The organism is Bradyrhizobium sp. CER78, assembly GCF_029846235.1.
GTDB lineage: Bacteria > Pseudomonadota > Alphaproteobacteria > Rhizobiales > Xanthobacteraceae > Bradyrhizobium.
In genome coordinates this window covers 539,827-566,762 of record NZ_JARVWP010000002.1, presented here as the reverse complement: position 1 = coordinate 566,762, position 26,936 = coordinate 539,827, and the positions used below count along the sequence as shown (strand labels likewise).

At 65.9% G+C, this 26,936-nt stretch carries 22 protein-coding genes; 14 read left to right on the top strand and 8 right to left on the bottom strand.

From position 1 onward, the window contains the following. Nucleotides 1-30: 30 nt before the first annotated feature. Together QDT69_RS05740 and QDT69_RS05735 are read left to right on the top strand one after the other, a co-directional pair. On the top strand, nucleotides 31-2,340 hold the full coding sequence (locus QDT69_RS05740) for a xanthine dehydrogenase family protein molybdopterin-binding subunit (RefSeq protein ID WP_279705647.1): 2,310 nt from the start codon (nucleotides 31-33) through the stop codon (nucleotides 2,338-2,340). 102 nt (nucleotides 2,341-2,442) lie between these two features. Next, nucleotides 2,443-2,889 (top strand): cytochrome c, encoded by a 447-nt coding sequence (locus QDT69_RS05735; RefSeq protein ID WP_279705645.1) that lies wholly within the window; start codon nucleotides 2,443-2,445, stop codon nucleotides 2,887-2,889. Nucleotides 2,890-2,967: 78 nt separating this feature from the next. Here QDT69_RS05735 and QDT69_RS05730 read toward each other — a convergent pair whose 3' ends face one another. Next, on the bottom strand, nucleotides 2,968-3,390 hold the full coding sequence (locus tag QDT69_RS05730) for a CHRD domain-containing protein (RefSeq protein ID WP_279705644.1): 423 nt from the start codon (nucleotides 3,388-3,390) through the stop codon (nucleotides 2,968-2,970). Nucleotides 3,391-3,555: 165 nt separating this feature from the next. Between QDT69_RS05730 and QDT69_RS05725 the strand changes: the two genes are divergently transcribed. Then, nucleotides 3,556-4,494 (top strand): cytochrome c, encoded by a 939-nt coding sequence (locus QDT69_RS05725; protein ID WP_279705643.1) that lies wholly within the window; start codon nucleotides 3,556-3,558, stop codon nucleotides 4,492-4,494. Between the two features lie 11 nt (nucleotides 4,495-4,505). Here the strand turns inward: QDT69_RS05725 and QDT69_RS05720 are convergent, their stop codons facing one another. Next, nucleotides 4,506-4,859, bottom strand: coding sequence for a DoxX family membrane protein (locus QDT69_RS05720; RefSeq protein ID WP_279705642.1), 354 nt, complete (start codon nucleotides 4,857-4,859; stop codon nucleotides 4,506-4,508). A gap of 20 nt (nucleotides 4,860-4,879) precedes the next feature. After that, on the bottom strand, nucleotides 4,880-5,539 hold the full coding sequence (locus QDT69_RS05715) for a hypothetical protein (RefSeq protein WP_279705641.1): 660 nt from the start codon (nucleotides 5,537-5,539) through the stop codon (nucleotides 4,880-4,882). 139 nt (nucleotides 5,540-5,678) lie between these two features. On the opposite strand from QDT69_RS05715, the gene QDT69_RS05710 reads away from it, so the two are divergent. Beyond that, nucleotides 5,679-6,284 carry a TetR/AcrR family transcriptional regulator gene (locus tag QDT69_RS05710; protein WP_074130151.1) on the top strand — a complete coding sequence of 202 codons (606 nt, stop codon included), beginning with the start codon at nucleotides 5,679-5,681 and terminating at the stop codon, nucleotides 6,282-6,284. A gap of 144 nt (nucleotides 6,285-6,428) precedes the next feature. Here the strand turns inward: QDT69_RS05710 and QDT69_RS05705 are convergent, their stop codons facing one another. Further along, nucleotides 6,429-6,674, bottom strand: a complete 246-nt coding sequence (locus QDT69_RS05705; RefSeq protein ID WP_016845986.1) for an Lrp/AsnC ligand binding domain-containing protein — start codon at nucleotides 6,672-6,674, stop codon at nucleotides 6,429-6,431. Nucleotides 6,675-6,866: 192 nt separating this feature from the next. Between QDT69_RS05705 and thiD the strand changes: the two genes are divergently transcribed. From thiD to QDT69_RS05685, 4 genes are all read left to right on the top strand, one after another. Next, entirely contained in the window at nucleotides 6,867-7,664 is a 798-nt protein-coding gene (thiD, locus tag QDT69_RS05700) for a bifunctional hydroxymethylpyrimidine kinase/phosphomethylpyrimidine kinase (protein ID WP_279705640.1), read from the top strand. Between the two features lie 301 nt (nucleotides 7,665-7,965). Further along, nucleotides 7,966-8,778, top strand: coding sequence for a UDP-2,3-diacylglucosamine diphosphatase (locus QDT69_RS05695; RefSeq protein ID WP_050423189.1), 813 nt, complete (start codon nucleotides 7,966-7,968; stop codon nucleotides 8,776-8,778). Further along, nucleotides 8,775-9,866 carry a glycosyltransferase family 1 protein gene (locus tag QDT69_RS05690; RefSeq protein WP_279705639.1) on the top strand — a complete coding sequence of 364 codons (1,092 nt, stop codon included), beginning with the start codon at nucleotides 8,775-8,777 and terminating at the stop codon, nucleotides 9,864-9,866. Before QDT69_RS05695 ends, QDT69_RS05690 begins: the two co-directional genes overlap by 4 nt. A gap of 102 nt (nucleotides 9,867-9,968) precedes the next feature. After that, on the top strand, nucleotides 9,969-10,958 hold the full coding sequence (locus tag QDT69_RS05685) for a threonine/serine dehydratase (RefSeq protein ID WP_279705638.1): 990 nt from the start codon (nucleotides 9,969-9,971) through the stop codon (nucleotides 10,956-10,958). A gap of 73 nt (nucleotides 10,959-11,031) precedes the next feature. Here the strand turns inward: QDT69_RS05685 and QDT69_RS05680 are convergent, their stop codons facing one another. Both QDT69_RS05680 and QDT69_RS05675 read right to left on the bottom strand, forming a co-directional pair. After that, a complete protein-coding gene (locus tag QDT69_RS05680; protein ID WP_279705637.1) occupies nucleotides 11,032-12,615 on the bottom strand; it encodes a caspase family protein in 1,584 nt (527 codons plus the stop codon). A 139-nt stretch (nucleotides 12,616-12,754) separates the two neighbouring features. Next, nucleotides 12,755-14,080, bottom strand: a complete 1,326-nt coding sequence (locus QDT69_RS05675; protein ID WP_279705636.1) for a hypothetical protein — start codon at nucleotides 14,078-14,080, stop codon at nucleotides 12,755-12,757. A gap of 75 nt (nucleotides 14,081-14,155) precedes the next feature. On the opposite strand from QDT69_RS05675, the gene QDT69_RS05670 reads away from it, so the two are divergent. Then, nucleotides 14,156-15,358, top strand: a complete 1,203-nt coding sequence (locus QDT69_RS05670; protein WP_279705635.1) for an MFS transporter — start codon at nucleotides 14,156-14,158, stop codon at nucleotides 15,356-15,358. Here QDT69_RS05670 and dgcA read toward each other — a convergent pair. Next, nucleotides 15,328-16,329: an N-acetyl-D-Glu racemase DgcA gene (gene dgcA / locus QDT69_RS05665; protein WP_279705634.1), complete on the bottom strand. Its 1,002-nt coding sequence runs from the start codon at nucleotides 16,327-16,329 to the stop codon at nucleotides 15,328-15,330. The genes QDT69_RS05670 and dgcA overlap by 31 nt on opposite strands. Before the next feature lie 141 nt (nucleotides 16,330-16,470). Between dgcA and QDT69_RS05660 the strand changes: the two genes are divergently transcribed. The 3 genes from QDT69_RS05660 to QDT69_RS05650 all read left to right on the top strand — a co-directional run bounded on the left by QDT69_RS05660 (nucleotide 16,471) and on the right by QDT69_RS05650 (nucleotide 19,379). After that, nucleotides 16,471-17,604 carry an ABC transporter permease gene (locus tag QDT69_RS05660; protein ID WP_074131925.1) on the top strand — a complete coding sequence of 378 codons (1,134 nt, stop codon included), beginning with the start codon at nucleotides 16,471-16,473 and terminating at the stop codon, nucleotides 17,602-17,604. A gap of 2 nt (nucleotides 17,605-17,606) precedes the next feature. Next, the gene (locus QDT69_RS05655) at nucleotides 17,607-18,377 is read left to right on the top strand and encodes an ABC transporter ATP-binding protein (protein ID WP_279705633.1); all 771 of its coding nucleotides are present in this window, start codon (nucleotides 17,607-17,609) and stop codon (nucleotides 18,375-18,377) included. A gap of 132 nt (nucleotides 18,378-18,509) precedes the next feature. After that, nucleotides 18,510-19,379 (top strand): MlaD family protein, encoded by an 870-nt coding sequence (locus QDT69_RS05650; RefSeq protein ID WP_279705632.1) that lies wholly within the window; start codon nucleotides 18,510-18,512, stop codon nucleotides 19,377-19,379. A 246-nt stretch (nucleotides 19,380-19,625) separates the two neighbouring features. Here the strand turns inward: QDT69_RS05650 and QDT69_RS05645 are convergent, their stop codons facing one another. Further along, entirely contained in the window at nucleotides 19,626-25,694 is a 6,069-nt protein-coding gene (locus tag QDT69_RS05645; protein WP_279705631.1) for a negative regulator of septation ring formation, read from the bottom strand. 379 nt (nucleotides 25,695-26,073) lie between these two features. Between QDT69_RS05645 and QDT69_RS05640 the strand changes: the two genes are divergently transcribed. Together QDT69_RS05640 and QDT69_RS05635 are read left to right on the top strand one after the other, a co-directional pair. Further along, a complete protein-coding gene (locus tag QDT69_RS05640) occupies nucleotides 26,074-26,451 on the top strand; it encodes an Hpt domain-containing protein (RefSeq protein ID WP_279705630.1) in 378 nt (125 codons plus the stop codon). A 161-nt stretch (nucleotides 26,452-26,612) separates the two neighbouring features. Beyond that, nucleotides 26,613-26,933: a 2Fe-2S iron-sulfur cluster-binding protein gene (locus QDT69_RS05635; RefSeq protein WP_050424119.1), complete on the top strand. Its 321-nt coding sequence runs from the start codon at nucleotides 26,613-26,615 to the stop codon at nucleotides 26,931-26,933. Nucleotides 26,934-26,936: the final 3 nt, after the last annotated feature.

Sequence of the window (26,936 nt, the reverse complement as noted above, 5' to 3'; positions counted from 1 at the left end):
GCAAAACACACCAAGGCAATTGGAGAGACGATGGCAGCTCCCATCAAATTCGGCGTCGGACAAAGTGTGCGGCGCAAGGAGGACGACGCCCTGATTCGCGGCAAGGGCCGCTATACCGACGACGTCGCACCGTCTCCCGCATTGCACGCGTTGATGCTGCGCTCGCCGCATGCGCACGCCACCTACACGATCGACGCCGGCAAGGCCCGCGGCATGCCCGGCGTGGCGTTGATCCTGACCGCGGCCGATGTCGCCGAGCTCGGCGGCCTGCCGTGCCTGTTCAACCTCGAAACCGATCCGTTCATCGCGCCGCCTTATCCGATCCTCGCCAAGGATGAAGTGCGCCATGTCGGCGACGCCATCGCCTTTGTGGTCGCCGATACCGTCGATCATGCCCGCGACGCGATCGAGGCGATCGACGTCAAATGGACGCCGCTGCCGGCCGTTGCCGGCCTCATCAATGCGGTGAAAAAGGACGCGCCGCAGGTCTGGCCGGACAAGCCCGGCAATGTGCTGTTCGACGTCTCGATCGGCGACAAGGGCGCCGCCGAGGCCGCGTTCGCCAAAGCGCATGCGGTGGCCGAGATCACCATCGTCAATCCGCGCGTCATCACCAATTTCATGGAGACGCGCGCAGCCGTCGCCGAATACGACGCCAAGAGGGATCACCTGACGCTGACGATCGGCAGCCAGGGCAGCCATCGCCTGCGCGAGATCCTCTGCGACATGATCCTGAAGATGCCGAAGGAGAACATGCGGGTGATCTGCCCGGATGTCGGCGGCGGCTTCGGCACAAAACTGTTTCCCTATCGCGAGTATGCGCTGATCTCGGTCGCGGCGCGCAAGCTCAAGAAGTCGGTCAAATGGACCGCCGAGCGCTCCGACCATTTCATGGGCGACGCGCAGGGCCGCGACAATCTCACCACCGCGAAGATGGCGCTCGCCGAGGACGGCAAATTCCTCGGCATGGATGTCGATCTGATGGGCGACATGGGCGCCTATCTCTCGACCTTCGCGCCCTATATCCCGCATGGCGGCGCCGGCATGCTGCCGGGCCTCTATGACATCCAGGCCTTCCATTGCCGCGTCCGCACCGTGTTCACCAACACGGTGCCGGTCGATGCCTATCGCGGCGCCGGCCGCCCGGAGGCTGCCTATGTGATCGAGCGGCTGGTCGACGCGGCGGCGCGTAAGCTGGGCATGACGCCGGATGCGATCCGGCGGAAGAACTTCATTCCGCCGAAGTCGCTACCGTACACGACCGCGACCGGCAAGGTCTACGATTCCGGTGACTTCGTCGCGCACATGAAGCGCGCGATGGAGATCGCCAACTGGAAGGAGTTTCCAAAGCGCGCCAAGGCGGCCAAGAAGGACGGCCTGGTGCGGGGCATCGGCATGGCGAGCTATGTCGAGGTCTGCGGCACCATGGGCGAGGAAACCGCCAACGTGGCGCTCGATCCCAATGGCGACATCTCGGTCCTGATCGGCACGCAGTCGAGCGGGCAGGGCCACCAGACCGCTTACGCGCAGATCGTCGCCGAGCAGTTCGGCGTGCCGCCCGAGCGGGTCCATGTGCTGCAGGGCGACACCGACAAGATCGCGACCGGGCTCGGCACCGGCGGCTCGGCATCGATCCCGTCCGGCGGCGTCAGCGTGCAGCGCGCGACGCACGAGCTCGGCAACAAGCTGAAGGAGCTTGCGGCGCAGGCGCTGGAAGCCGGCGCCGGCGATCTCGAGATCGCAGACGGCCGCATCCGCATCGCCGGCACCGACCGTTCGGTCAGCTTCGCCGATCTCGCCAAGCGTCCCGGCGGCGACACCGCGAAGATGAATGCGAGCGCGACCTTCGCCAGCGCCGACGGCACCTATCCGAACGGTACGCATCTCGCCGAGGTCGAGATCGATCCCTCAACCGGCATCATCAAGATCGTTAGCTACGTCATCGTCGACGATTTCGGCGTCACGCTCAATCCGCTGATGCTCGCGGGCCAGGTGCATGGCGGCGCGATGCAGGGCATCGGGCAGGCGCTGATGGAGCAGGCGGTCTATAGCCAGACCGACGGTCAGCTCGTCACCGGCACCTTCATGGACTATGCGATGCCGCGTGCGTCCGACGGGCCGTCCTTCGTGTTCGAGACCCACAACGTGCCGTGCACGACCAACCCAATGGGCGTGAAGGGCGCGGGCGAGGCCGGCGCGATCGGCTCATGCCCGGCGGTCGTCAACGCGATCGTCGAGGGGCTGCATCGCGAGTTCGGGATCGACCACATCGACATGCCGGCCACGCCGGAGCGGGTCTGGATCGCGATCCGCGAGGCGCAGCGCCGCCATACTCTCTGATAAATTGTCGCAGGCGGAATGAACATTCCGCCTGCGGTGTTTGCAAACCAGACCGGCCGCGACCTGCGGACCCGGACAGAGCGGAATTGAGGGGTTTTGCCGATGAAGCGGATTGTCGTCGTTGCTGCGATGCTTGCCTTGAGTGCCGGTGCGGTCGTGGCCGATCAGGAGCAGGTCAAGAAGACCCAGGGCATGATGAAGGGCAATGGCAAGAATGCGGGCGCGCTGGTGGCGATGGTCAAGGGCGAGAAGCCCTACGACCAGGCCACCGTCGATGCCGCGCTGGCCCAGTTCGAGGACACCGCCAAGCAGCTTCCGACGCTGTTCCCCGAGAGCATGAAAGGCGTCAAGTTGGATGGCGATTACGCCCCTTCGCCGAAGATCTGGGAAGACAAGGCCGGCTTCGAGCAGCACATCGCGAGCTTTGCCAAGACTGTTTCGGAAGCCAAGGGCAAGGTCAAGGATGTCGACACGCTGAAGGCGGAGCTCGGTGTGATCGGCAAGCAGTGCGGCGGCTGCCACGAGACCTATCGCCTCAAGAAGGGCTGATCGCCATTCGGACGACAAGAAGGGCGGACGCTGCGAGGCGTCCGCCCTTTGTTGTGTCGGCCGTTTGTTGTTGAGGTCTTACTTCGTCACTTGGCCGCGGATCTCACCGCCCGGGTTCGCTGCGGTATGGACGTTGACATAGTACTTGCCGGCGAGAAGGTCGGCGGCCTGCGCATCGGTCAGCGTGGCGCTGCCTTCGACCGGGCTCGATGTCGCGTTCGGGATCGCGACCGCGACACCGGAATTCTTGCCGGCCTCGGCGGGGCCGTGGAAATGCGCGGCGGTCGCAGGGCCCGACAGGCCGGAATAGGTCAGTTTCCAGCTGAGCTTCTTGGTGGCCGCATCGTAGTCGATGTCGGCAGTGCCGGTACCGGCGCTGGTATTCGCAGGCACTTCGGACTTGGCGTCCAGCTTGGCGTGCAGCTTTTCGGCAAAGGCCGGACCGGCGAGGGTGACTACGGCGCCGAGTGTCAGCGTGGCAAGCAAGGTCTTGTTCGACATGGTTCTCTCCCCTTTGACGTCACACGATGGTTGTAATCCTCAAACCGCGGCTCACCGGATTTATTCCCAAAATGATCGTGAGTGCGGCAAATTTGATGCGAGCTTGTGCGACCGGTTGCCATCATACTGGTTGATGAACTGACGCGACCAATGACGGATCGGCGAATGTTGCGACGAATTCTCCTTCTGGCCGGCCTGGCGAGCCTCATCGGCTTCGGCGTGTTCTGGTGGCTGACGATCCCCGCGACCGTCGCCGCGAGCGCGCTGCCCGCCTACCAGCCTAACCTCGCCAACGGGCTCACAACGTTCAATGCGGGGGGATGTTCCTCCTGCCATGCCGTGCCGAAGCAGGATGACCGCACAAAGCTCGGCGGCGGGCTCGCGATACCGTCGCCGTTCGGCACCTTCTACGCGCCGAACATCTCGCCCGACCCGAACGACGGCATTGGGAGCTGGAGCGAGGCCGATTTCGTCACCGCTGTCATGAAGGGCACCTCGCCGTCGGGGACGCATTACTTCCCGGCGTTTCCCTACACGTCCTATCAGCACGCCAGGGTCAATGACGTGCGCGACCTGTTCGCCTATCTGAAGACCTTGCCGCCGGTCGCCGGCAAGGTGCGCGATCACGATGTGCCGTTTCCATTCAACATCAGGCGCGATGTCGGGGTCTGGAAATTCCTGTTCATGGACGGCAAGCCGTTTATTGCGGATGCAAGCCGCTCGGCGCATTGGTATCGCGGCGCCTATCTCGTCAACAGCTTCGGTCACTGCGCCGAGTGTCACAGCCCGCGGAATTTTCTCGGCGGCATCGTCAGCTCGCAGCGCTTCGCCGGCGGCCCGAACCCGGAGGGCGAAGGCTGGGTGCCCAACATCACGCCGCGGGGGATCGCGGACTGGAGCGCGAAGGATATCGCCTATTTCCTCGAGAGCGGACAGACGCCGGATGGCGATAGCGCCGGCGGATCGATGGTGCGCGTGATCCGCAACACCTCGCAGCTCTCGCCTTCCGATCGCGACGCGATCGCCGACTATATCAAGTCGCTGCCGCCGGTCGACGGGCCGCCAAAGCCGACGCGCAAGGCGGACAAGACCGATCCTTCCTGATTGCGTGGCGGCTATCCGCGCCACGCAGTGGCGGCAATGACCATCAACCCACCGGCAAGCGCGAGATCCTTGAAGAACAGCGTTCGTTCCGCCTTGTCGGCGAGGTCGAGGTGAAAGCCGAACGCGGTCGCGAGGCAAAACAGCGCCAGCGCGCCGGCGGCAAATGACAACTGCCATCCGATCAGCAGCGCCAGGCCCGCACCAAGCTCGAGCGCGATGACCAGCGGCAGCAGCACACCGGGAATATGGTGGGCCGCCATGTGGTCGAGGAACGGCTTCGGGCCGCCGATCTTGGCTACGCCGGCAAGGATGAACAACAATGCGAGCAGGCTTCGTCCGGCAATCGTGACCATCGAGATCGGCATGAAAGGATCCTCCGGGCTTGTTATTGGCTGTTGCGAGCGTGGTATCTCGCCTGTGAAGCGAACAGGACGGCGGACAGGATGAAGGCAAAGACGAAGAAGATCGTCCGTCCCAGGACCAGCGCCTTCGCCTGCTCCACCGGCGTAACCGAAATCAGGACCCGGAACGGGATGTAGCACCACAGCACCACCGCGATGGTCCTGCCGAGCTTGCCGAACTGCAGGAAGCCGAACGAGAACAGCAAGGCTGCGAGATAGCTGGCGTGAAACTTGACCTGGGAGGCGATCATCTGCAGTTCCCCGTCGGCCGGCGACAGCGGCAATCCGTTCTGGATCGCATGCACCATGGTCATGATGTGGTGGTTCTCGACGCAATCGAGCAAAACCGTGAGCATCATGGCGGCGAGCGCAATGCCTAGCAGATAGGGGTCCATCATCGTACGCAGCCGTGCGGCCAGCACGGTGAAAAATGCGCCGTAGAAGATCATGAAGAGATTATCGAGCCCGAGATTGAGCCGCAGGCCGAACGGTACGAGGGGGGTCCCGAGGTGCGCGCCATAAGCTTCGAGGGAGCGGGCGGTCTGGAAGAAGTCCTGCGAACCCTTGGTGGTGAGGATCCCGATCACCATGGCGGCGACGGTCGATGCCGCGAGCGTCGCCAGAATGGCAAGCGTACGGTCCATTGGACTGCTCCGCATGATATAGCTGCTCCCCGTGCGTTCGTCCGACGCGCTGATTTACAGATACCGACTGCTATCTGAAATAGATATCATTTGGTATCTGAAAATCAACTGATATTTGTAGCTGCAGGAGCCGGATCCGTTGCCCAGGCTAAATCGCGAGGAAAGTCAGGCCCGTACGAAGAGCCTCCTGATCGAGGCGGCGCGTGAGGAGATCATCAAGAAGGGGTTTGCGCAGGCCTCGGTGCGCGACATCGCCGATGCCGCCGGATTTTCGCAGGGCGCGTTCTATTCGAATTTTCCCGACAAGGAGGCGATCCTGCTGGAACTGGTGCAACAGCACCAATCCGAGGAGCGCGCAAAAATCGAAGGCGTATTGGGGCAGGCATCGGGCGAGCCTGCGAAGCTGATGGCCGGCCTCGAAAAATGGGCCGCCACCGCCAATTCCGATCCGGGGTTTGCCGTGCTGGCGATCGAGCTGCAATTGCAGGCGCTGCGCAGCCCGACTTTCGCGCAAGGCTATAACGAGCTCAACCGCAAGCACCGCCGTGCCCTGGGCGTGCTGGTGACGCGCCTGTTCGAGTTGCTTGGCAAGCAGCCGCCCGCCGATCCCGTCGAGATCGCCACCGGCTTCATCGCATTGGGCCGCGGCATGGCGCTACTGTCGAGGGCCGGCGAAGTGAGCCGCAGCGGCCGGATCGTCGTCACGTTCCTGAAGGCGCTGATCGACGCGGCGCCTTCCGCCTAGAGCATGATCCGGAAAAGTGCGAAGCGGTTTTCCGAAAGGATCATGCTTAGACAAGAATCTAAGGCGCGATGATGATTCAACCTGATCTCATCGCGCTTTAGCGGCGCGCGCCTCGCCAAGCGGGCGCGTGTGAAGATCGATGCGCTACTTCGCGCCGAACGCCTTGAAGGTGATGATGGTGAGGGTGTCCTGGATGCCCGGGATCACCTGAACCTTCTCGTTGATGAAATGGCCAATGTCGGTGTCGTGGTCGACGTAGAACTTGACCAGGAGATCGTAATTGCCCGCGGTGGAATAGATCTCGGACGCAATCTCGGCTTCCGCCAGCGCATTGGCGACGGTGTAGGACTGGCCGAGCTTGCATTTGATCTGGACGAAGAAAGGAACCATCAAAGTCGTCTCCGGGGATTTCCGCGACTATAGGCCAAAAACCGGCGGCCAAGGCAAGGGGACAAGAAGGGGCAAGGCAGGGCCAACGCGCGGTAAAGTCAGGCGAACTTGCTGGCAATCGGCGGCCGGGCTAGGACAGGCCATGGTGTTGTTCGTAACAGTCTCATTTGCATCAACCGCGGGTGCCACAAGATGACGCCGGTCGCGCTCACCATTGCCGGCTCGGATTCCTCGGGCGGCGCGGGCATCCAGGCCGACCTCAAGAGCTTTGCCGCGCTCGGGGTCTATGGCGCCTCGGCGATCACGGCGCTGACCGCGCAGAACACCACGGGGGTCAGCGGTATCCATCCGGTGCCGGCTTCCTTCGTCACGGCGCAGATCGATGCCGTGTTCTCCGATCTCGACGTCGGCGCGGTCAAGATCGGCATGGTCGCGCAGGCCGAGACCATCGCGGCGATCGCCGATGGGCTGAAGCGCTGGGCGCCGCGCCATATCGTGCTCGACCCGGTGATGGTTGCAACATCAGGCGACCGCCTGCTTGCCGCCGAGGCGGTCGATGCGCTGAAGACCAAGCTGTTTCCGCTGGCCTCGCTGATCACGCCGAACCTGCCGGAAGCGGCGGCGCTCTTGAACGAGCCCGTTGCGGCGAGCGAGGCCGACGTCGAGCGGCAGGGAAGGCAATTGCTCGCGATGGGCTGTCGCGCGGTGCTGGTCAAGGGCGGTCACGGCCACGGCGCCGAGAGCATCGACTATCTGATCGAAGGAGCGCGCAGCATCGCGCTCGCGGCGCCGCGCATCGCGACCGCGAACACGCACGGCACAGGTTGCTCGCTGTCATCGGCGATTGCGGCAGGGCTCGCGAAGGGCGAAGCGATGGAGACCGCCGTGCGCAACGCCAAGGCCTGGATATCAGATGCGATCGCAGCCGCCGATCGCTTCGCCGTCGGCCACGGCCACGGGCCGGTGCATCACTTCCACAAATACTACTGAGCCGCCGTAGCCCGGATGTAGCGAAGCGAAATCCGGGAACGGTTCATCCGCGCACGAAGGACCCCGGATTACGCTTCGCTCCATCCGGGCTACGCATTCGTCACGCGCGTTGTTCCGCTGCGATATGCAGCAACACCACGCCTGTTCCTCACAGCCGCGAGCGCCGATGTCGCCAGATTGTCGCATGCGGCTGTTATCCGCAGGGCAGGGGCGCGCTGCTGATTCTCGTTAACTCTTTGTGGAGCCTCAGGTCGCGGGGATCGTCATCGCCTTGTCACAAGAATCTGTTAGGTGCACAGGCATGGGAAGTGACTCCTTGAGTGAAGAAAGCCCCGAGCGGCGCTTTCGCACTTTGTTTATCTCCGATGTCCATCTCGGAGCCCGCGGTTCGCAAGCCGACCGCCTGTTGGACTTCCTCCGCTCTCACGATGCCGACACGATCTACCTCGTTGGTGATATCGTCGACGGCTGGGCGCTGAAGTCGAACTGGTACTGGCCGCAGACTCACAACGACTTCGTGCAGAAGATGCTGCGCAAGGCGCGCAAGGGCGCCAAGGTGATCTACGTCCCGGGCAACCACGACGAGTTCCTGCGCAAATATTACGGCACGCATTTCGGCGGCATCGACGTGGTGGAGAACACCGTCCACACCGGCGCCGACGGCAAGCGCTACCTCATCATCCACGGCGACATCTTCGATCTCGTGGTGCAGAACGCGCGCTGGCTCGCCCATCTCGGCGACAAGGCCTACGACTTCGCGATCCAGATGAATCGCTTCGTCAACTTCTTCCGCAAGATGTTCGGCGTTCCCTACTGGTCGCTGTCGCAATGGGCCAAGCTGAAGGTCAAGAAGGCGGTGAACTATATCGGCGCGTTCGAGGCGACGCTTGCGGGCGAGGCGCGGCGTCACGGCTGCGACGGCGTGATCTGCGGCCACATCCACTACGCGACGATTCATGACGAGCACGGCATCCGCTACATGAATTGCGGCGACTGGGTGGAGAGTTGCACCGCGCTCGCCGAACATGAGGACGGCCATTTCGAGATCATCACCTGGACCGACCCGGTGCGCCGGATCGCGCCAGTTCCGCGAGTGACGGCACGCGCTGCATGACGCATATCCTGGTCGCGACCGATGCGTGGCATCCCCAGGTCAACGGGGTTGTCCGCACGCTGACCATGATGGCACAGGCGGCGAACTCGCTCGGCGTCGAGGTCAGCTTCCTGACGCCGGACGAGTTCCGCACCTTCGCGATGCCGAGCTATCGCGATCTCCGGCTGGCGCTGCCGTATCGCGCCAGGGTCGCCAGCCTGATCGAAGCGGCCAAGCCCGACAGCATCCACATTGCGACCGAAGGCCCGATCGGGCTTTCGGTTCGCCGCTATTGCCGCAAGCGCGGCCTGCCGTTCACGACGAGCTTCCACACCCGCTTCCCCGAATATGTCTCGGCCCGGACGCCGGTTCCGGAAGCCTGGGTGTGGCGCGCGCTGCGCTGGTTCCACAAGCCGAGCCGGGCGGTGATGGCGGCAACCCCTGCGCTGGCCGCCGAGCTGCGTCAGCGCGGCTTCCGCAACGTGGTGCTGTGGTCGCGCGGCGTCGATACCGCGCTGTTCCATCCGCGCGATGTCGATCTCTGCCTGCCGCAGCCGGTCTATCTCAGCGTCGGCCGGGTGGCGGTGGAGAAGAATCTCGAGGCCTTCCTCGATCTCGATCTGCCCGGCACCAAGGTCGTCGTCGGCGACGGCCCGGCGCGGGCGGCGCTGGAGCGGAAATATCCGGAAGCCGTCTTCCTCGGCGCCCGCCATGGGGAAGAACTGGCTGAGATTTATGCCGCCGCCGATGTGTTCGTTTTCCCCAGCCGCACCGATACGTTCGGTTTGGTGCTGCTCGAGGCGCTGGCGAGCGGCCTGCCGGTTGCCGCTTTTCCGGTCACCGGTCCCCGCGACGTGATCGGCGCGGCGCCGGTCGGCGTGCTCGACGAGGACCTTCATCACGCCTGCCTGGAGGCGCTCAGCATCCCGCGGCAGGCCTGCGTCGATTTTGCCGCGCTCCACACCTGGCAGGCGTCGGCCCGGGTGTTCATCGAGCGATGCATGAACGTCCGCCCGGCTCCGCCCGATGGCGAGGGCGAAGCGTTCGAATTCGGTGCCGAAGAGCACCATTTCGCAGTTTTGCCGGCGAGCCACCAAACCTCACACTGACTTGTCTTGACGCGTTTTCTTCCCGCGAACCGGTACCCACTTCGCTCGAAAACGCTATGAAGCGTCTTGCCGGGCCGTATCCCGCCGCGATACAAATTGCGGATGACGGACACCGTTTTAAATCCACCCGTCGCTGCGGCGGACATCGATGCCGCCGCAAGGGTGGTCGCGCCGTTCGCGGTGCGCACGCCGCTCCTGACCTTTCCGGTTCTCAACGAACGCGTCGGCAGCCGGGTCTTCCTCAAGCCCGAGATGCTGCAGCGGACCGGATCGTTCAAGTTCCGCGGCGCCTTCAACAAGCTCGCCTCGATCCCGCAGGACCAGCGGAGCGGGGGCGTCGTCGCGTTCTCTTCCGGCAACCATGCCCAGGGCGTCGCCGCGGCAGCCAAGATCCTCAACATGCAGGCGACCATCGTGATGCCTGCGGACTCGCCGCTCACCAAGCGCGAGCGGACCAAGTCGTACGGCGCCGAAGTCGTGCTCTACGACCGTGATCGCGACGACCGTGCGGCGATCGCCAGCGGCATCGCCAGCAAGCGTGGCGCGACCCTGGTGCCTCCCTATGACGATCCGCTCGTGATCGCGGGCCAGGGCACCGCCGGCCGCGAGATCGCCGAGGACATGGCCGCGCTCGGGCTCACGCCGGACATCGTGGTCGCGCCGGCTTCCGGCGGCGGATTGATCGCGGGCGTTGCGACCGCGGTGAAGGCGAAATATCCGCAAGCCCAGGTGATCGTCGCCGAGCCCGCGGGCTATGACGATCACGCCTTATCGCTCAAGGTCGGCCATCGCGAGGCGCATGCGGTTGCGCCGCGCACCATCTGCGATGCGTTGATGGCGATGATGCCGGGCGAGCTGACTTTCGCGATCAACAGCAAGCTGCTCGCAAACGGTGTCAGCGCTTCCGACGAAGAGGTTGGTGCGGCTGTAGCTTTTGCCTATCGCGAGCTGAAGCTCGTGGTCGAACCCGGTGGCGCGATCGGGCTCGCCGCGCTGCTGGCGGGACGGATCGACGCCAGGGACAAGAACGTCGTCATCGTGCTCTCGGGCGGCAATGTCGATGCCGACCTGTTCGCCAAGCTCGTCGCCTGAAATCGGCGTTTTGAAAAGCAGCGGGGCAGGGCACGGTCGCTCTGCCCCGGTTTCGTTTGTGCGGTGTGGCCGATCAGTGCCTGAAGCCGCCATGAAGGCCGCCGCCCATTCCGCCGACATGCGAGCCGGACGGAGTTGAGCGGAACGCTGCATGGTCACCACCGCCTGACCTCGTCCGGTCGAGTTGCATGCTCTGCCGCCCGGCGCGGAAGCGGTGCCGGTCGCTGTCTTTCATGATCGGGCTTGATGCGTTCTTGCCGGCATTTGCAGCCGGAAGGCTCGCGATGTTGCCTTTGCCGATCGTGTTCGGCATCGCGACCGGCTTCGCTCCGGGCGCGGGCATGTTGACGATCCTGCCGCCGCCGATCTGGCCATTGCCGCCGGCGCCCTGCAGGCCCGCATTGATCGGCTGCAAGGCCTGACGATTTGTCAGCCGCGTGAATTGCATCAGCGGCACCGCCTTCGGCTCGGCCTGCAGCTTCAAGGCCTGCTGCGCGTAGGGGCTGCCAGCGAAATTGTCGTGGAAGGTCTTGTAGGCGAACGGCGTGTTGGCCAGCACCGCCTTGTGCCATGCGGCGACCTGCAGCCAGTTGGTCAGCAGGAAGCGAATGCGGTCGCACAGCGGATCGCGCGGATAGAGCCGGATGAATTCTTCATAGTATTCCGGGCGGCCCTCCGACAGCACAAAATCGTAGGCCTGGTGTACCGAGCGGTTCGGCAGGTTCGACGCCATCTGCACGACAGGGTCATTTGCAGGCGCACGCGATGACGCGACAGCGGTGTCGCCGAAGAAATAGAAGTCGGAGGTCAGCGACGAGCTTTCCCACGGCGTCTGCCGGCCGTCGGTCGTCGAGTTGACCTCGAGGCGAACGCGCTTGAACAACTGCTCGATCGGCAGATTGGGCTCGCGCGCCAGCCGCAGGAAGGCGTTGGTGTAGGGGCTGTGGCCGTTGCTGCCGTCCTGCGCCTCCATACCGGGCGCGGTCGAATAGCCGACGATCGAGCCGTTCGGCGCGTCGACGACGGCGAGGCCGCGGCCGGCATCGTTGACGTTGGGAAACGGATTGTTGCGGCAGGCATCGAGCACCACGATGCGCATCCGGCTCGGGATGTTCTCGAGCGTGCCCATCACGTCGACGAGGCGCACCGCATTGCCGTCGAGGTCGGACGGGGTTGCGATCTTCGCGTCGACCGGAATCAGATAGTTCTCGCCGGCGAGCTGCACGCCGTGGCCGGCATAGTAGATCATGGCGACCGTGCTCGGGCCCCGCGCCGCGACCTTGTCGGAGAAATCCCGCAGCACCTTCACCATGTCGCCCTGCCTGAGGTCGGTCGCGGAGATCACCTCGAAGCCGGCCGCGTTCAGCAACTCGGCCATCGACTGCGCGTCGTTGCCGGGATTGGCGAGCTTTGGCGCGTTCTCGTAATTCGCATTGCCGATCACGAGCGCCACGCGCTGCTCGGGACTCCGGAGCGCAGCCGGTGTCGCTGCGGCTGATGTCGCCGGCGAAACGCCCTGATCGACAGATTGCGTGGGCGTCTGCATCGCATTGCCGACGGTGATGCTGCTGGTCTCGGCGAACCCCGCGCGGGGCGCACCGAGGCCGAATAGGCCGAGCAATGCGGCCGATATCATCATGGATGTCAGGCGGACCATCGCGCGCTCCCAAAAGCTGATCCCGGTGCGAGACCGGTCGCGGGGAGGCTAGGCGCAAATGCGGACGCGGTACGTGAGCTGGGTCACGGAGCGTGGGAGGTCAATCGGAGGTGAACGCGTAGCGTGAACACGTCCGCGCTTACGAGAAGAACGCCATCTTCTCGGCCTGGCTCATGCGGCGGATCGGCGCGAGCGGATCGTTGGCGGCGGCGTTCGGCTTTTTCAGGAGGCCGCTGGCGATGATGGTGGAGCCGAGCGAGATCTCTGCCGCGGGAGCGGGCGCAGCCTCAACGGTGGGCGGGAGAGGCGGCGGCACCGCCGCCGGCGCTTCGGCAACCGCCGCTGCAACGACCAATGCGGGTTCAACCTTGATCTCGGCCTTCGGCTCGGGGGCCGGTGCAGGCTCGGGCAATGGCGCAGGCTCGGGCTGAATGGCCGGTGCGTCCATTTCGGGTTCGGCGGCCATCGCCTCGGCGACACGCACCTCTTCGGCAGCGCGCATTTCCTCGGCGATCGTCTCTTCGTCGATCGGATCGGGTGCGCCCATTTCCATCGCGATCAGGTCGAGCACCGCTTCGTCATGGGCGTCGGCGGCGGCCTCGTCGTTGACGCGTGCAAGTTCGGCAGCCTCGGCCTCGGCCAGCGCAGCTTCGGCCTTGAGCCAGGCTTCGCTCGGCTGCGGGATTACCACTGCGGCAGCCTCGGCGGGCGGCGTTGCGGTCGGCATCGCGGCTTCGGCGTTCGGCGTCGCAACGGCTTCCTGAGGCGGCGCCGGCGGCGTGGCGGCCATCGTCGCATCGGGGGCCGCGCTCTCGGCGGCAGCGCATTCGGCTGCCGGCGGCGATGAGGGCGCCGCCGCGGCAGGTTCCGCAACCGGCGCTTCGGCTGCGGCCGGCTCGGCCGCGGGCGTCGCCTTGTCCGGGTCGAACTCGCTGAGCCGGCGGGCGAGCGCCGCGAAGGCCGCGTCCAGCACGGCCTTGGCGTCGTCCATCGAAACCTGGGACGCGCCGGCCTCGATCGCGCTGGCCTGCGAATCGATGATGTCGCAGATCCGGCCGTCATTGCCGATTTCGCGCAGCCGCCAGGAGATCTCCCGGATCACCCGCACGCCCTTGCGTACCGGCGCGAGATTCTGCTCGAAGCTGACGCCGTCGAGCGCTGCGATGGCGGAGGCCTGGGCGGCCTCGATCGCGCCGCGCAGGGCGCCCAGCGCCTGCGCCAACTGCTCGTCCCTGATGGCAGCTGCGGCGGCCTGCCGCTGCGCGCTGAGGCTGTCCTCGATCCGCGCCACGGCATCGAGCACCATGCGGGTGTCGGCATTGCGGTTGCGCTTGGCGTATTCGCCGAGGAACCAGCGGCCCCGCGAGGTCTCCATGAAGGCTGCGCTGATCGCGGCATAGTCCTCCTCCCTCGGCAGGGCCGCGCGGGCGGAAATCGGCGACAGGGCGAATGCTTCTTCGGCCATCACAATCTCTTCGCGCAAATCACTGCGCGTTACGCTAACGATCACCACGATATCGCGCGAATCGCAATTGAATTGATGTCTTCCGAATCACAAATCCCCATTGCAGCAAAAGTTGCATCGCGGCGATTCGCGCGCAGGCTTGCGGCATTCTATGCCACGCTGTTCGGCATGACCGGAGTTCACCTGCCGTTTTTCACGGTATGGATGAAGGCGATCGGCATCGATGCCACCTGGATCGGCATCATCACGGCGGTGCCGCCGGTGACGCGCTTCACCGTGCTGCCGCTGGTCACTGCGGCCGCGGAACGGCGCCAGATGCTGCGCGGCGCGATCATCGCGACCGGCTTTGCCACGGCGTTCGGCTTTGTCGTGATCGGCACCCAGCACCAGCCGTTCGTGCTGCTCGCGGTCTATGCGCTGACCTGCTGCGTGTGGACGCCGATGGTGCCGCTCACCGACGCCTATGCGTTGCGCGGCGTCAGGCAGTTCGGCCTTAGCTATGGACCGCTGCGGCTGTGGGGCTCGGCCGCCTTCGCGGTCTGCGCGCTGGTGAGTGGCTTCCTGCTGCGCTATGTCGCGGAGGTCGACCTGATCTGGATCATCACGGCCGTGACGGTGCTCGGCGCGCTGGTCGGCCTGACGCTAAGGCGGCTCGGCCGCCCAGCGGCAACGGTGGCGCACGCGGTCGGTTCGCCGAGGTTGCTCCGCAATCCCACTTTCCTCGCGATCATCGTGTCCTCGGCGCTGATCCAGGGCAGCCACGGCGCCTATTACATCTTCGCATCGATTGCCTGGCAGCAGGCCGGTTTCAGCGGCCTGACCATCGCGGTGCTCTGGGTGCTCGGTGTGATCGCCGAGATCGTGCTGTTTGCGGCCTCGCCGCGCTTCACGCTGCCGTCGGCGGTGCTGGTGATGATCGCGGCCGCTAGCGCCGTGGCGCGCTGGGCGATCACCGCGCAGGATCCGCCGCTTGCGGTGCTGGCTGTGGTCCAGCTCGGACACGGGCTGAGCTTCGGGCTGACCCAGGTCGGCATCATGGGCTTGATGGTGCATCACGTACCGGCTCATGTGATGGCGCGTGCGCAGGGCTATCTCACCGCCTGCGGCGGCATCGTCGCGAGCACCACGGCGATCGTCAGCGGCTTGGTCTATGCGCGCTTCGGCCTCGGCGTCTACGACATGATGGCGGCGATGGCGGCGGCGGGCGGGCTCGTGATGTGGCTGGCGCGTCGACGCCTAACCCACCATCATCCCCACAGCGCGGCGTCCGGCGGGTAGACCAGGCTGCCCTCGTAGCGCAGGCCATTGTCGCGGTCCCTGGCCAGCAGCAGCGGGCCGTCGAGATCGACGAAGCGCGCGGCTTGCGCGATCAGCATCGCCGGCGCCATCGCCAGCGAGGTCGCGACCATGCAGCCGATCATGATCTCGAAGCCGAGCGCGCGGGCGGCATCCGCCATCGCGAGCGCTTCGGTCAGCCCGCCGGTCTTGTCGAGCTTGATGTTGACCGCGTCATAGCGGCCGCGCAGGCCCACGAGCGACGCGCGATCATGCACGCTCTCGTCGGCGCAGACCGCAACCGGGCGCTGGATCCGCGCCAGCGCTTCGTCCTTGCCTGCCGGCAGCGGCTGCTCGATCAGCGTGACGCCGGCATCGGCGCAGGCTTCGAGGTTGGCGGCGAGGTTGAGCTCGGTCCAGGCTTCATTGGCATCGACGATCAGTTCGGCACGAGGTGCCGCCCTGCGCACGGCGGCGATCCGTTCGCCGTCGCCATCGCCGCCGAGCTTGATCTTGAGCAGCGCGCGGTGCGCGGCCTTCGCGGTGGCCTCGGCCATTGCTTCGGGCGTCCCGAGCGAGATCGTATAGGCGGTGGTTCGCGGTTCGGGTGCAGGCCGGTCGAGCAGGTTCCAGATCCGCTGACCGGCGCGTTTGGCCTCGAGGTCCGCCAGCGCGCAGTCCAGCGCGTTGCGGGCGGCGCCGGCGGGCATCCGGGCCTGCAGGGTGATGCGGTCCATGCCGCCGGCAAGCGGCTCCTGCATCGCCTGGATCGCCTCCAGCGTCGCCTCCGGCGTTTCGCCGTAGCGCGGGTAGGGCACGCATTCGCCGCGGCCGATGAGGCCGCCCTGGCTGACCTCGGCCACCACCACGACCGCCTCGGTCTTGGCGCCGCGGCTGATCGTGAAGGTCCCGGCGATCGGCCAGTGCTCGATCCGGGCATTCAAGGAAATGGTCCGGGATGGGCTGGAAGTCATTTTAAAGTCTACTATTTCCTGAACCGTAGCTTGCGACGCGCAACCAACTATGGCTGGTTAGTGACAGATTCGACAAGCCGATCCGGCATCGCCGGAGATCTGCGTGAGCGGCGGCCAGCCGGCTTGAGGGGTAGGCAAAAGGTGAGCGGCGACCCGACACTGGAGCGGATAGCCCAAGGCGAAGGACTGGCGTTGTGCGCGGCGGGCAACTGGACCGCCCGCTTTGCCCCTGCGCTCGAGCGGATCGTCTCCGACGCCGAGAAGCTGCGCGGCAGCCGTCCCCACATCTTCATCGACGTGTCGCAGGTCGCAAGCCTCGACACCTTCGGCGCCTGGCTGATCGAGCGGCTGCGCCGCAGTCTCAGTGATGCCAGCGCGGAAGCGGAGATCGCGGGCCTCTCCGCCAATTACTCCAGCCTGGTCGACGAGGTGCGTCGCGTCGGCCCCGCGCCCAGGGTCGTGAGCGAGGGGCTGTCGATCACGGGCATGCTCGAGCAGATCGGGCGCACCGTGGCCGGGGTCAGCGGCACCATCATCGGCCTGGTCGACATGCTCGGCGCGGTGCTGGCCGCGGCCGGCAAGGTGCTGATCCATCCGCGCAGCTTCCGCCTGACCTCGACGGTGCACCATCTCGAGCAGGTGTGCTGGCGCGCGGTGCCGATCGTGGTGCTGATCACCTTCCTAATCGGCTGCATCATCTCGCAGCAGGGCATCTTTCATTTCCGCAGGTTCGGCGCTGACATCTTCGTTGTCGACATGCTGGGCGTGCTGGTGCTGCGCGAGATCGGCGTGCTGCTGGTCGCGATCATGGTCGCGGGCCGCTCCGGCTCGGCCTATACCGCCGAACTCGGCTCGATGAAGATGCGCGAGGAGATCGACGCGCTGCGCACCATGGGCTTCGATCCGATCGAGGTCCTGATCCTGCCGCGCATGCTGGCGCTGGTGCTGGCGCTGCCGATCCTGGCCTTCCTCGGCGCGATGGCCGCGCTCTATGGCGGCGGCCTGGTGGCGTGGCTCTATGGCGGCGTCGATCCGGAGGCCTTCCTGCTCCGCCTTCGTGATGCCATATCGATCGACCATTTCATCGTCGGCATGGTCAAGGCGCCGGTGATGGCGGCGGTGATCGGCATCGTCGCCTGCGTCGAGGGGCTGGCGGTACAGGGTTCGGCGGAATCGCTCGGACAGCACACCACCGCGTCGGTGGTGAAAGGAATCTTCTTCGTGATCGTGATGGACGGCGTGTTCGCGATCTTCTTCGCCTCGATCGGGATGTGATCATGGCGGAGCAGGACATCGACGCCATCATCCGCGTTCGCGACGTCACCGTGCAATTCGGCACCACGCGCGTGCTCGACGGCCTCGACCTCGACGTCAAGCGCGGCGAGATCCTCGGCTTCGTCGGCCCATCGGGCGCCGGCAAGTCGGTGCTGACGCGCACCATCATCGGGCTCGTGCCGAAGGTCTCCGGCCGCATCGAGGTGTTCGGCGTCGATCTCGATGCCGCGAACTCGTCGCAGCGCCGCGCCGTCGAGCGGCGCTGGGGTATCCTGTTCCAGCAGGGCGCGCTGTTCTCCTCGCTGACGGTGCGCCAGAACATCCAGTTTCCGGCGCGCGAATATCTGCGCGTCTCGCAGCGGCTGCTCGACGAGATCATGGTGGCGAAGCTGGTGATGGTCGGCCTCAAGCCCGAGGTCGCCGATCGCTATCCGTCGGAACTGTCCGGCGGCATGATCAAGCGCGTCGCGCTGGCGCGCGCGCTCGCGCTCGATCCGGAGCTCGTGTTTCTCGACGAGCCGACGTCGGGCCTCGACCCGATCGGCGCCGGCGATTTCGACGAGCTGGTGCGGACGTTGCAGCGCACTTTGGGGCTGACCGTTTTCATGGTAACCCACGATCTCGACAGTCTTTACACCGCGTGCGACCGTATCGCCGTTTTAGGGAACGGTAAGATCATTGCTGCAGGATCGATCGCCGACATGAAGGCATCGCAGCATCCATGGCTGCAGCAATATTTCAACGGCAAGCGCGCCCGAGCCGTTGTGGCCTAGCCCATGATCCCGAAGCGAGAAGACCGGTTTTCGGACGAGATCATGCGCCAATAGGGAATTCGACCGGCTCGAACGCAGGCTGACTGCGCAAGGGCCCAAGAGTAATTCAAGAGTGATGAACGCGAGCAATTGATGGAAACGCGGGCGAACTACGTCTTGATCGGGGCTTTCACGTTGGCGGTGATCGCCGCCGCGTTCGGCTTCGTGCTGTGGTTCCAGAGCCTGCACACCACCAAGCAGCGCAGCCCGTTGCGGGTGATCTTCGAGGGGCCGGCGTCGGGCCTGCGCAACGGCGGCAATGTCAACTTTAACGGTATCCGGATAGGGGAGGTGGTGTCGGTGAAGCTCGACAATCCGCGGCGCGTGGTGGCGCTCGCGATGATCGAGAACAACGCACCGCTCCGCAAGGACACCCTGGTCGGTCTCGAATTCCAGGGCCTCACCGGCGTCGCCGCGATCTCGCTGAAGGGCGGTGAGGAGGCCGCCCCGCCGGTGCCGCTGGATGAGGACGGCATCCCGGTTCTGACCGCCGACCCCAACGCACTGCAGGACGTCACCGAGGCGATCCGCGCCACCCTGCAAAACGTCAATCGCATCGTCGCCGACAATCAGCAGTCGGTGAAGAATTCGCTGAAGAACCTCGAGGTCTTCACCGAGGCGCTGGCGCGCAATTCCGAGAAGATCGACAACGTCATGGTCAAGGTCGACGGCGTGATGGCCAAGGCCGACAATCTGATGCTGGGCCTCAATGCAATCGCCGGCGGCAACAATGGCAGCGAGCTGAATCTCATGGTCAAGTCGATCCGCGAGCTCGCCGACAATGTCGACAAGCGGACCAATCTCCTGATCAACGACGGCCGCCGCACGCTCGCCGACATCAGCCGCGCCGTGAACAATTTCGACCGCAATCCGAGCCGGGTGATCTTCGGCGGCAGCAACAACGCCGCACCCGAGCCCGCGCCGGCTCCCGCCGCAGCACCCGGGCCGCGGCGGCGGCAGTAGGAGTAGGCCAACGCGAATGGTGAGTGGCGAATAGCGAGTAGGGGGCGTTGCGCCCTCGTTGTTACGTCATTCCGGGGCGATGCGAAGCATCGAACCCGGAATCTCGAGATTCCGGGTTCGGTCCTGCGGACCGCCCCGGAATGACGCTGTTGAGTGTTTCGTCGGCCAGAATTTTCAAATCGTGCCCAAAACAAAAACGGAGGCCCTTCGGCCTCCGTTTCCATTCGCTATTCGCTGTTCGCAAGCTTACCCCAGCCGTCCTGCGGCGTGCGCGAGCAGGGTGTAGACCAGCCCGGTCTCCGAGGTCAGGTGGCCAGCCAGCTCCTGCTGGCCGCGACCTTCGCGGGCGACTTCGTCGAGCAGGCGCTCGAACTCCGCGATGTAGCGGTCGACCGTCTGCTTGAAGCCGCGGTCGGCGCGATACTTGCGGGCCACCTCGTCGAAGGCCTTCTGGCCCGCCGGCGTATAGAGGCGCTTGGAGAACGCCTTGTTCTCGCCGCGCTGGTAGCGATCCCACATCTCGGCCGCAAGCGTGCGGTCCATCAGCCGGCCGATGTCGAGCGACAGCGACTCCAGCGGATTGGCGGCCGGCTGCTGCTGCGGACGCGGCCGCTGCTGGGCATCGCGGCCCTGCGGGGCAGGCGGCGGCGCGTCGCTGCGGTTGAGCAGGTCGGACAGCCAGCCGTCGCCGTTGTTGTTGGGGCCGGCCGGGCTGACCGACGGGGCCTCGGTGCGGCGCGAGCTCGCCATGCCGAGATCAGGCGGCGGCAGCGTCGAAGCGCTGTTGCCGTTGTCGCGCACGCTGTCCCGCATCCGCACGTCGGCACGGCCGCCGGCGGCAGCAGCCATCACCGGCTCCTCGTGGCGGACGCTGGCGCGGTTGGTCGAGACCACGTCGAGCCCGCGGCCGTGATGGGCGACGATACGGTTCAGCTCGGCCAGCGCCTCGATCTGGTCGACGATCACCTTGCGCATCTGCGCGGTGTTTTCGGCAGCCTCCTGCGGCATCTCGAGCACGCCGCGGCGCAGCTCGTTGCGGGTGGCCTCGAGCTCGCTGTGCATCTCGCTCGCCATCTGCTTCATCGCCGTGACCATCGCGGAGAACTTCTCCGTCGATTCCTTGAACATCGCATCGGTCTCGGCGTTGCTCTGCTGGTAGAGCTCGTTCATCGCGTCGACGGTCTGCTGACGCTCGTTCTCGGCCGCCTGGCGTACCGCCTCGAACTGCCTGCTGATCGCAGCCGAGCCGGCGCCTGCGGTCTCCGCTACCACGCGCGCGATGTCGCGGGCGCGTTCCTCTGCCGCGCCGAGCGATTCATCGAGCAGCCCGGTGAAGCGCGACAGCCGCTGGTCGAGATCGGTGGTGCGCAGGTCGATGGTGGTGACCAGCGCTTCCAGCGCCTCCTTACGCTCGCTGACAGAGGCCGTCGTCGAGCGGTTGGCCTGCTCGACCACGGCAGCCGCCTCGATCAGCGCCTTGCCATGGGTCTCGAACTGGCTCGACAGCGCGCCGAGATCTTCCAGCGCCTTGCCGGTCTTGCTGTTGAACACCGTGAGCTGGTCTTCCAGCGTCTGGGTCGCCACGCCGTTGCGCGAGGTGACGTCGTTCATGGCGGACACGAAGTCGGCCACGCGGGTCACCAGCGCGCGCTCCAGCGAGTTGAGGTTGTCGTGGGCGCCGGTCAACACCTCCTGCAGCAGGATGTTGCCCTCGCGTAGCCGCTCGAACAGCGCCACCGTATCGGTGCGCAGGATCTTGCTGGTCTCCTGCATCTCGGTGACCGCCGAGATCGAGACCTGGCGCGACTGGTCGATCGCCGCGCGCGAGGCGTGCTCGAGCTCCTTGAGCGACTTCGCCACCGCGCCGGTCGCCTGATCGCCGGCCGAGGTGATGTTGCGCGCGACATCGCCGCCATGCGCCGCCATCGACTGCGAGAAGGCGAGGCCGCGGGTTTCGATCGCCTTCAGCGCGTCTGCCGTGGCGCGATCCATGTCGGCCGACAGCTGCGTGGTCTTGGCGGTCAGCGCCTCGACCAGCGAGCCGCGGCGGCCATCGACCATCTGCGACAGACGCTCAGCCTGTTGCTGCACATAGGTGACGATCTCGTCGGTCTTGCCGGTCATCGCCGAGCCGAACGCGCTGGTGGCGGACAGCACCGAACGCTCGATGTCGGCGGAGGTCGTCTTGACCTTGGTCGAGACCTCGTTGGACATGGTGATCAGTGCGGCCTGTGCGTTCTGCGCAGAGGTCTGGATGTTGTCGGTGGTCTTGGCCGTGACCGAACCCAGCGCGCGCTCGATATCGGTCGAGAGCGTGCGGATCTGCGCGGCGGCATCGGCGGAGGTCGCCGCAAACGAGCTCTGGGCTTCGCGGGCGCTGCCCAGGATGGTCTGCGCGGTCTCGGCGCTGGCCGTGGTCAGCGAGCGCTCGATCTCGACCGAGATCGCGCGGATCTGGGTTGCGGCCTCGCTCGACGTTGCGACGAACGAGTTCTGGGCATCGCGGGCACTGCCGAGGATCGACTGGGCGGTGTTGGTGCCGACCGACGTCAGGGTGCGCTCGACATCGGCAGCCAGCGACTTGACGTGGTTGGCTGCATCCGTCGACGCGGTGACGAGGGTGTTTTGCGCCTCGCGGGCGCCGGCCGTCAGCAACTCGACGGTGCCGGAACCGGCCATCGACAGCGCGCGCTGGATGTCGGCGGCAAGTGCCGACACCTTGGTCGCAGCGTCGGTCGACGCATTGACCAGCGTGCTCTGCGCTTCACGCGCACCCGACGTGATCGATTCCGCGGTGGCCGAGCCGGCCATCGACAGCGAGCGCTCCATGTCGGCCGCCAGCGTGCGGACCAGATCGGCGGCCTCGGTGGATGCACCGGCCAGCGTGCTCTGGGCTTCGCGGGCGGAGGCGACGACGGCTTCGGCGGTGGCGGAGCCGGCCATCGACAGCGAGCGCTCGATGTCGGCCGACAGTGTCTTGACCAAATTGGCGGCATCGGTGGATGCGCCGGCCAGCGTGCTCTGGGCCTCGCGGGCGGAGGCGACGATGGATTCTGCGGTGGCGGTGCCGGCGGTCGACAGCGAACGCTCGATGTCGGCCGACAGCGTGCGGACCAGGTTGGTGGCGTCGGTCGACGCACTGGCCAGCGTGCTCTGCGCCTCGCGGGCGGAGGCGACGATGGATTCCGCGGTGGCGGTGCCGGCGGTCGAGAGCGAGTGCTGCATGTCGGCCGCAAGCGCGCGGACGATGTTGGCGGCTTCGGTGGATGCGCCGGCCAGCGTGCTCTGGGCCTCGCGGGCGGACGCGACGACAGCTTCCGCGGTTGCGGAACCGGCCATCGACAGCGAGCGCTCGACGTCGCTGGCGAGCGACTTGACCTGGCCGGTGACGTCGGTCGAGGTCGAGATCAGCGTGGTCTGGGCCTCGCGCGCACCGGCCATGATCGCTTCGGCGGCAGCGGAGCCGGACATCGACAGGGATGCCTCGACATCGGCGGCCAGCGACTTGACCTGGCTTGCGGCCTCGACCGAGGCGCTGACCAGCGTGGTCTGCGCGTCGCGGGCGCCCGACAGCACGGAGGCTGCGGTGGCGCTGCCGGCCGCCTGCAGCGTGCGCTCGACGTCCTCGGACAGCGCCTTGATCTGCGAGGCGACGTCGCCGGAGGCGGACACCAGGGAGACTTGCGCATCGCGGGCACTGGTGAGGATCGAGTTGGCGGCGCTGGTGCCGACGGCGGTCAGTACGCCCTCGACCTCGGCCGAGCTCAGCTTGAGCTGGTTGCCGACATCGGCGGACACGGTGAGCAGCGCCTGCTGCGCGGTGCGCGCGCCGGTCTGGATGGTTTCGCTGGTGTTGACCACGAGATTGGTTAGCGAGCGCTCGGCGTCCTCGACATGGGACTTGATGCTCGACGACAGCAGCTCGGCGCGGGACATCAGGTCCTCGCTGGCCTGGCGGCCGCTGCTCTCGATGCGGCCGGCGACGGCCTCGACGCGCGAGCCGAGCAGGTCCTCGAACTGCGCGACGCGGGTGTCGATGTCACCGGCGATGACGCCGACGCGGCTCTCGATGCCCTGCTGGATGTCGGCGAAGCGCGCCGAGATGGTGTCGGTCAGGTTCGAGCTGTGGCCGCTGATGGTCTCGACGAGGCGGCTGTTGTGGCCGTTGATGGTGTCGGCGAGGCGGGTGCTGTGGCCATTGATGGTATCGACAAGGCGGATGCTGTGGCCGTCGATGGTCTCGGCGACGCCGTTGATACGGTGGTCGATCGCGGCGATCGCCTGCACGGTGCCCTCGGTCAGGGTCGTGGTGAGCAGGCCGAGGCGCGAGTCGATCGAGTGGATCGCCTGGGTGGCGCCTTCGGTCAGCTGCGTCGCGAGCGTGCCGAGATGGCCGTCGATGGTGTCGGTGACCGACTTGGCGCGGCTCTCGAAGGTGACCTCGATCGTCTTCATGCGGCCGTCGATCGCATCATCCAGCGACTGCAGGCGGCCGTCGAACGAGCCGATCCTGGTGGCGAGCGAACTGTCGAACGACGACAACTTGTCGGTCAGCGAGGCGTCGAGATTGGTGACGCGGCTGCCGAGCGTGGTCTCGAACTGCAGCAGGCGCTGGTCGAGCGAGGCCGTGATCTCGCCGCCATTGGTGGTGACGCGATTGTCGAAGGTGTCGACATAGGTCTTCAGGCTGTCGGCGATGTCCTGGGTCCGCTGGCCCATGCGCTCGACGATGTCGCCGCCGAAGGTCTTCACCGTGCGGTCGAATTCCGAGATGTGGCGGGTGATCAGCGCGCCGAGCGTGCCGGAGTCGCGGGCGAATTTCTCGGCGAGCTCGCTGCCGTGGTTCTTCACCAGGTCGTCGAACGCGCTCATCTGCAGCGACAGCGAGTCGTGCGCGGTCTCGGTCTGGCCCACTACCTTGGCGACCAGCGAATTGACGGTGACGTCGAGCGCCTCGCTCGCGCGGTCGCCGGACGTCATGATCTGGCCGGCGAGGCGGTTGCCGGCGTCGTCGATCTTGCTGACGAGGTCGTTGCTGCGCAGCTCGAGCTCGAGCAGCAGCGAGTCCGCGGAGTTCTTCAGGGAGTCGTGGACCTCCTCGGTACGGTCGGAGATGCCGTCGACGATCGCAGACGAACGCTGCTCGAACTCGCCGGTGATGCGGTCGATGCGCTCGTTCAGCATCTCGTGGACGCGGTCGGCCAGATCGACGAACTCGTCATGGACATGGCCGGTCTTGAAGTTGAGGCTGGTGGTGAGCCGCTCGGAGGCGTCCATCACCGCGCGCGTGGTCTCGGCGCTGGCTTCCTCGAGGCGGTCGAGCAGGTCGCCGCCGCGCTCGCCGAGCGCGAGGATCATGTTGTCGCCGGCATGGCTCAGCGCGGTCGTGATGTGCTGGCCGCGCTCTTCCAGCGCGCCGGTGATGCTCTTGGCGACCTCGTCGACGCGCGAGGCGATCGCGTCGGAAATCAGCGCGATGTCGTGGCGCAGGTCGATCTGCACGCCGGAGATCGCGCTGCGCACCTGCTCGGCCTGGCCGACCAGATTGTCGCGCTGATGGGCGATGTCCTGCAGCAGCGCGCGGATGCGCACTTCATTGTCGGAATATGCGCGTTCGAGCGCCGCGACCTCGTTGGCGACGAGGGTCTCGAGTTCGCCGGCGCGCGCGATCGCGCGTTCGACGCCATCGCCCATCGCCGCGACCTCGCGTCGGATCGCCTGGCCGACCGTCACCATGGAATCGGCGGCGGCGTTTTCCGGCTCGGAGAATCGCATTGCGACCTGCGCCATCGATTGCGCGATCATCTGCATGCGCTGGCCGTGCGCGGCGAGGCTGGCGAGATAGTAGAACAGCAGAATCGGAACGGCGAACAGCGCGGCGAGGCCGGCGAGCACCAGGACGCCGGTGCCCTGGGCCATCGACGCCTGCAGCGCCGGCCAGAACGCGATGGTGAGGATCACGCCGCCGAGCAGCCAGGCGCCGGAGCAGACGAAGAACAGCGTGAAGGCGTTGCGGGCGCGCCCTCCCTGCAGCGTCTGCAGCATCTGGCCGATGGTCTCGCGATCATCATTGGCGGCGCGGCGAGGGGCACGCGGTTCTTCGATCGGCTCGAAGGCCGAACGGTCGGTATTCGGACGCTGATCGAACGATGTGGCGGAAAAATCCGAAGCCGATGGCGGCAGGCTGGGCGGCGCCGCGCCTTCGTTGAGGGAGCTGCGATTTTCGGCGCCCTGTTCGCTGATGTTGAGGGCTTCCTGGATGGCAGAAAGCGCGACTTCGGTGGGATCTTTGACCTTCTTGGGAGTGTTCGCCATGTTCAGTCTGAGCCCTCTCACTATTTTACGCGTCGGCGAGCCTGCGATCGTCCCCACGCAAGCTCGAAGCCGGTGCCCACAAGCGGAGCGCAAGCGCCCCCTCGGCGGCTTGTCCGCTACATCCGCAAACATCCTATGGGGAGAGTGATGCGAATGAAATGCTTGCGATTAATACTTTCTTAATCATCGTTAACAGCTTTGCGCCATAAGGCCTTACGGGTACTCGAAATTCCCGCCGCAGAGGGTCGATTGTGTCCGGAAATTGTCCAGAATCAGGCGGTTTTGCCGATCATCCCGACAACAATTCGTTAACCAGTTTCGTGATTGGCTCGCCGATGGTCCGCCGGTGAAGGCCCGGTGGGAACGACAGGGACAGGCCATGCCGCTTCATCTCGAACGCGTTGAATGGACCCAATCGCCGCCGCTCGCGCCCGGCGACGGGCCGATCGACGTCGATCACCTCAGGCGGATGACGCTGGGCGATCCGGGGCTGGAGCGGGAAGTGCTGGCGATGTTCTCGACCCAGTCGGCCCGGATCCTTGGCGAACTGGCTGCCCTGCCGCCCGAGGCGGCCACCCATGCCCACACCCTGAAGGGATCAGCGCGGGCGATCGGCGCCTTCGGCGTCGCCGAGGAGGCCGCCAACCTGGAAACCGCGCTGGCCGGCGGTTTCGATCCCGCCCAGCCGCTTGCTGCGCTCGGGGCCGCGATTGGCGAGGCGCGCACCGCGATCGAGCTGATTCTGGGCCGGTCCTAGGCCTCCCCCAACTCCGGGTCCTGCCGCAGCGGCCAGCGACGCCGCCCGGGCGGGCGGCAGGTTTTCGGTCTCTGCGCTGGCGCTGTGCGGATCGACCCGTTATACGACTGCCCGGGACCTTTCCATCCATCGTCCGGCGCATTCCGGCAGCACGAGCAATCATGGCCAAAATCCACTTTATCGACCATAGCGGCGAGAAACGCACAGTTGAGATCGAGAACGGCGCGACGGTGATGGAAGGCGCGATCCGCAACGCCATTCCCGGCATTGAAGCCGAATGCGGCGGCGCCTGCGCCTGTGCGACCTGCCATGTCTATGTCGATGAAGCGTGGCGCGAGAAGGTCGGCGCACCGTCGCCGATGGAAGAGGACATGCTGGATTTCGGCTTCGACGTGCGCCCGAACTCGCGGCTGTCCTGCCAGATCAAGGTGACCGACGAACTCGACGGCCTGGTCGTGTCGACGCCGGAACGGCAGGCCTGAGGC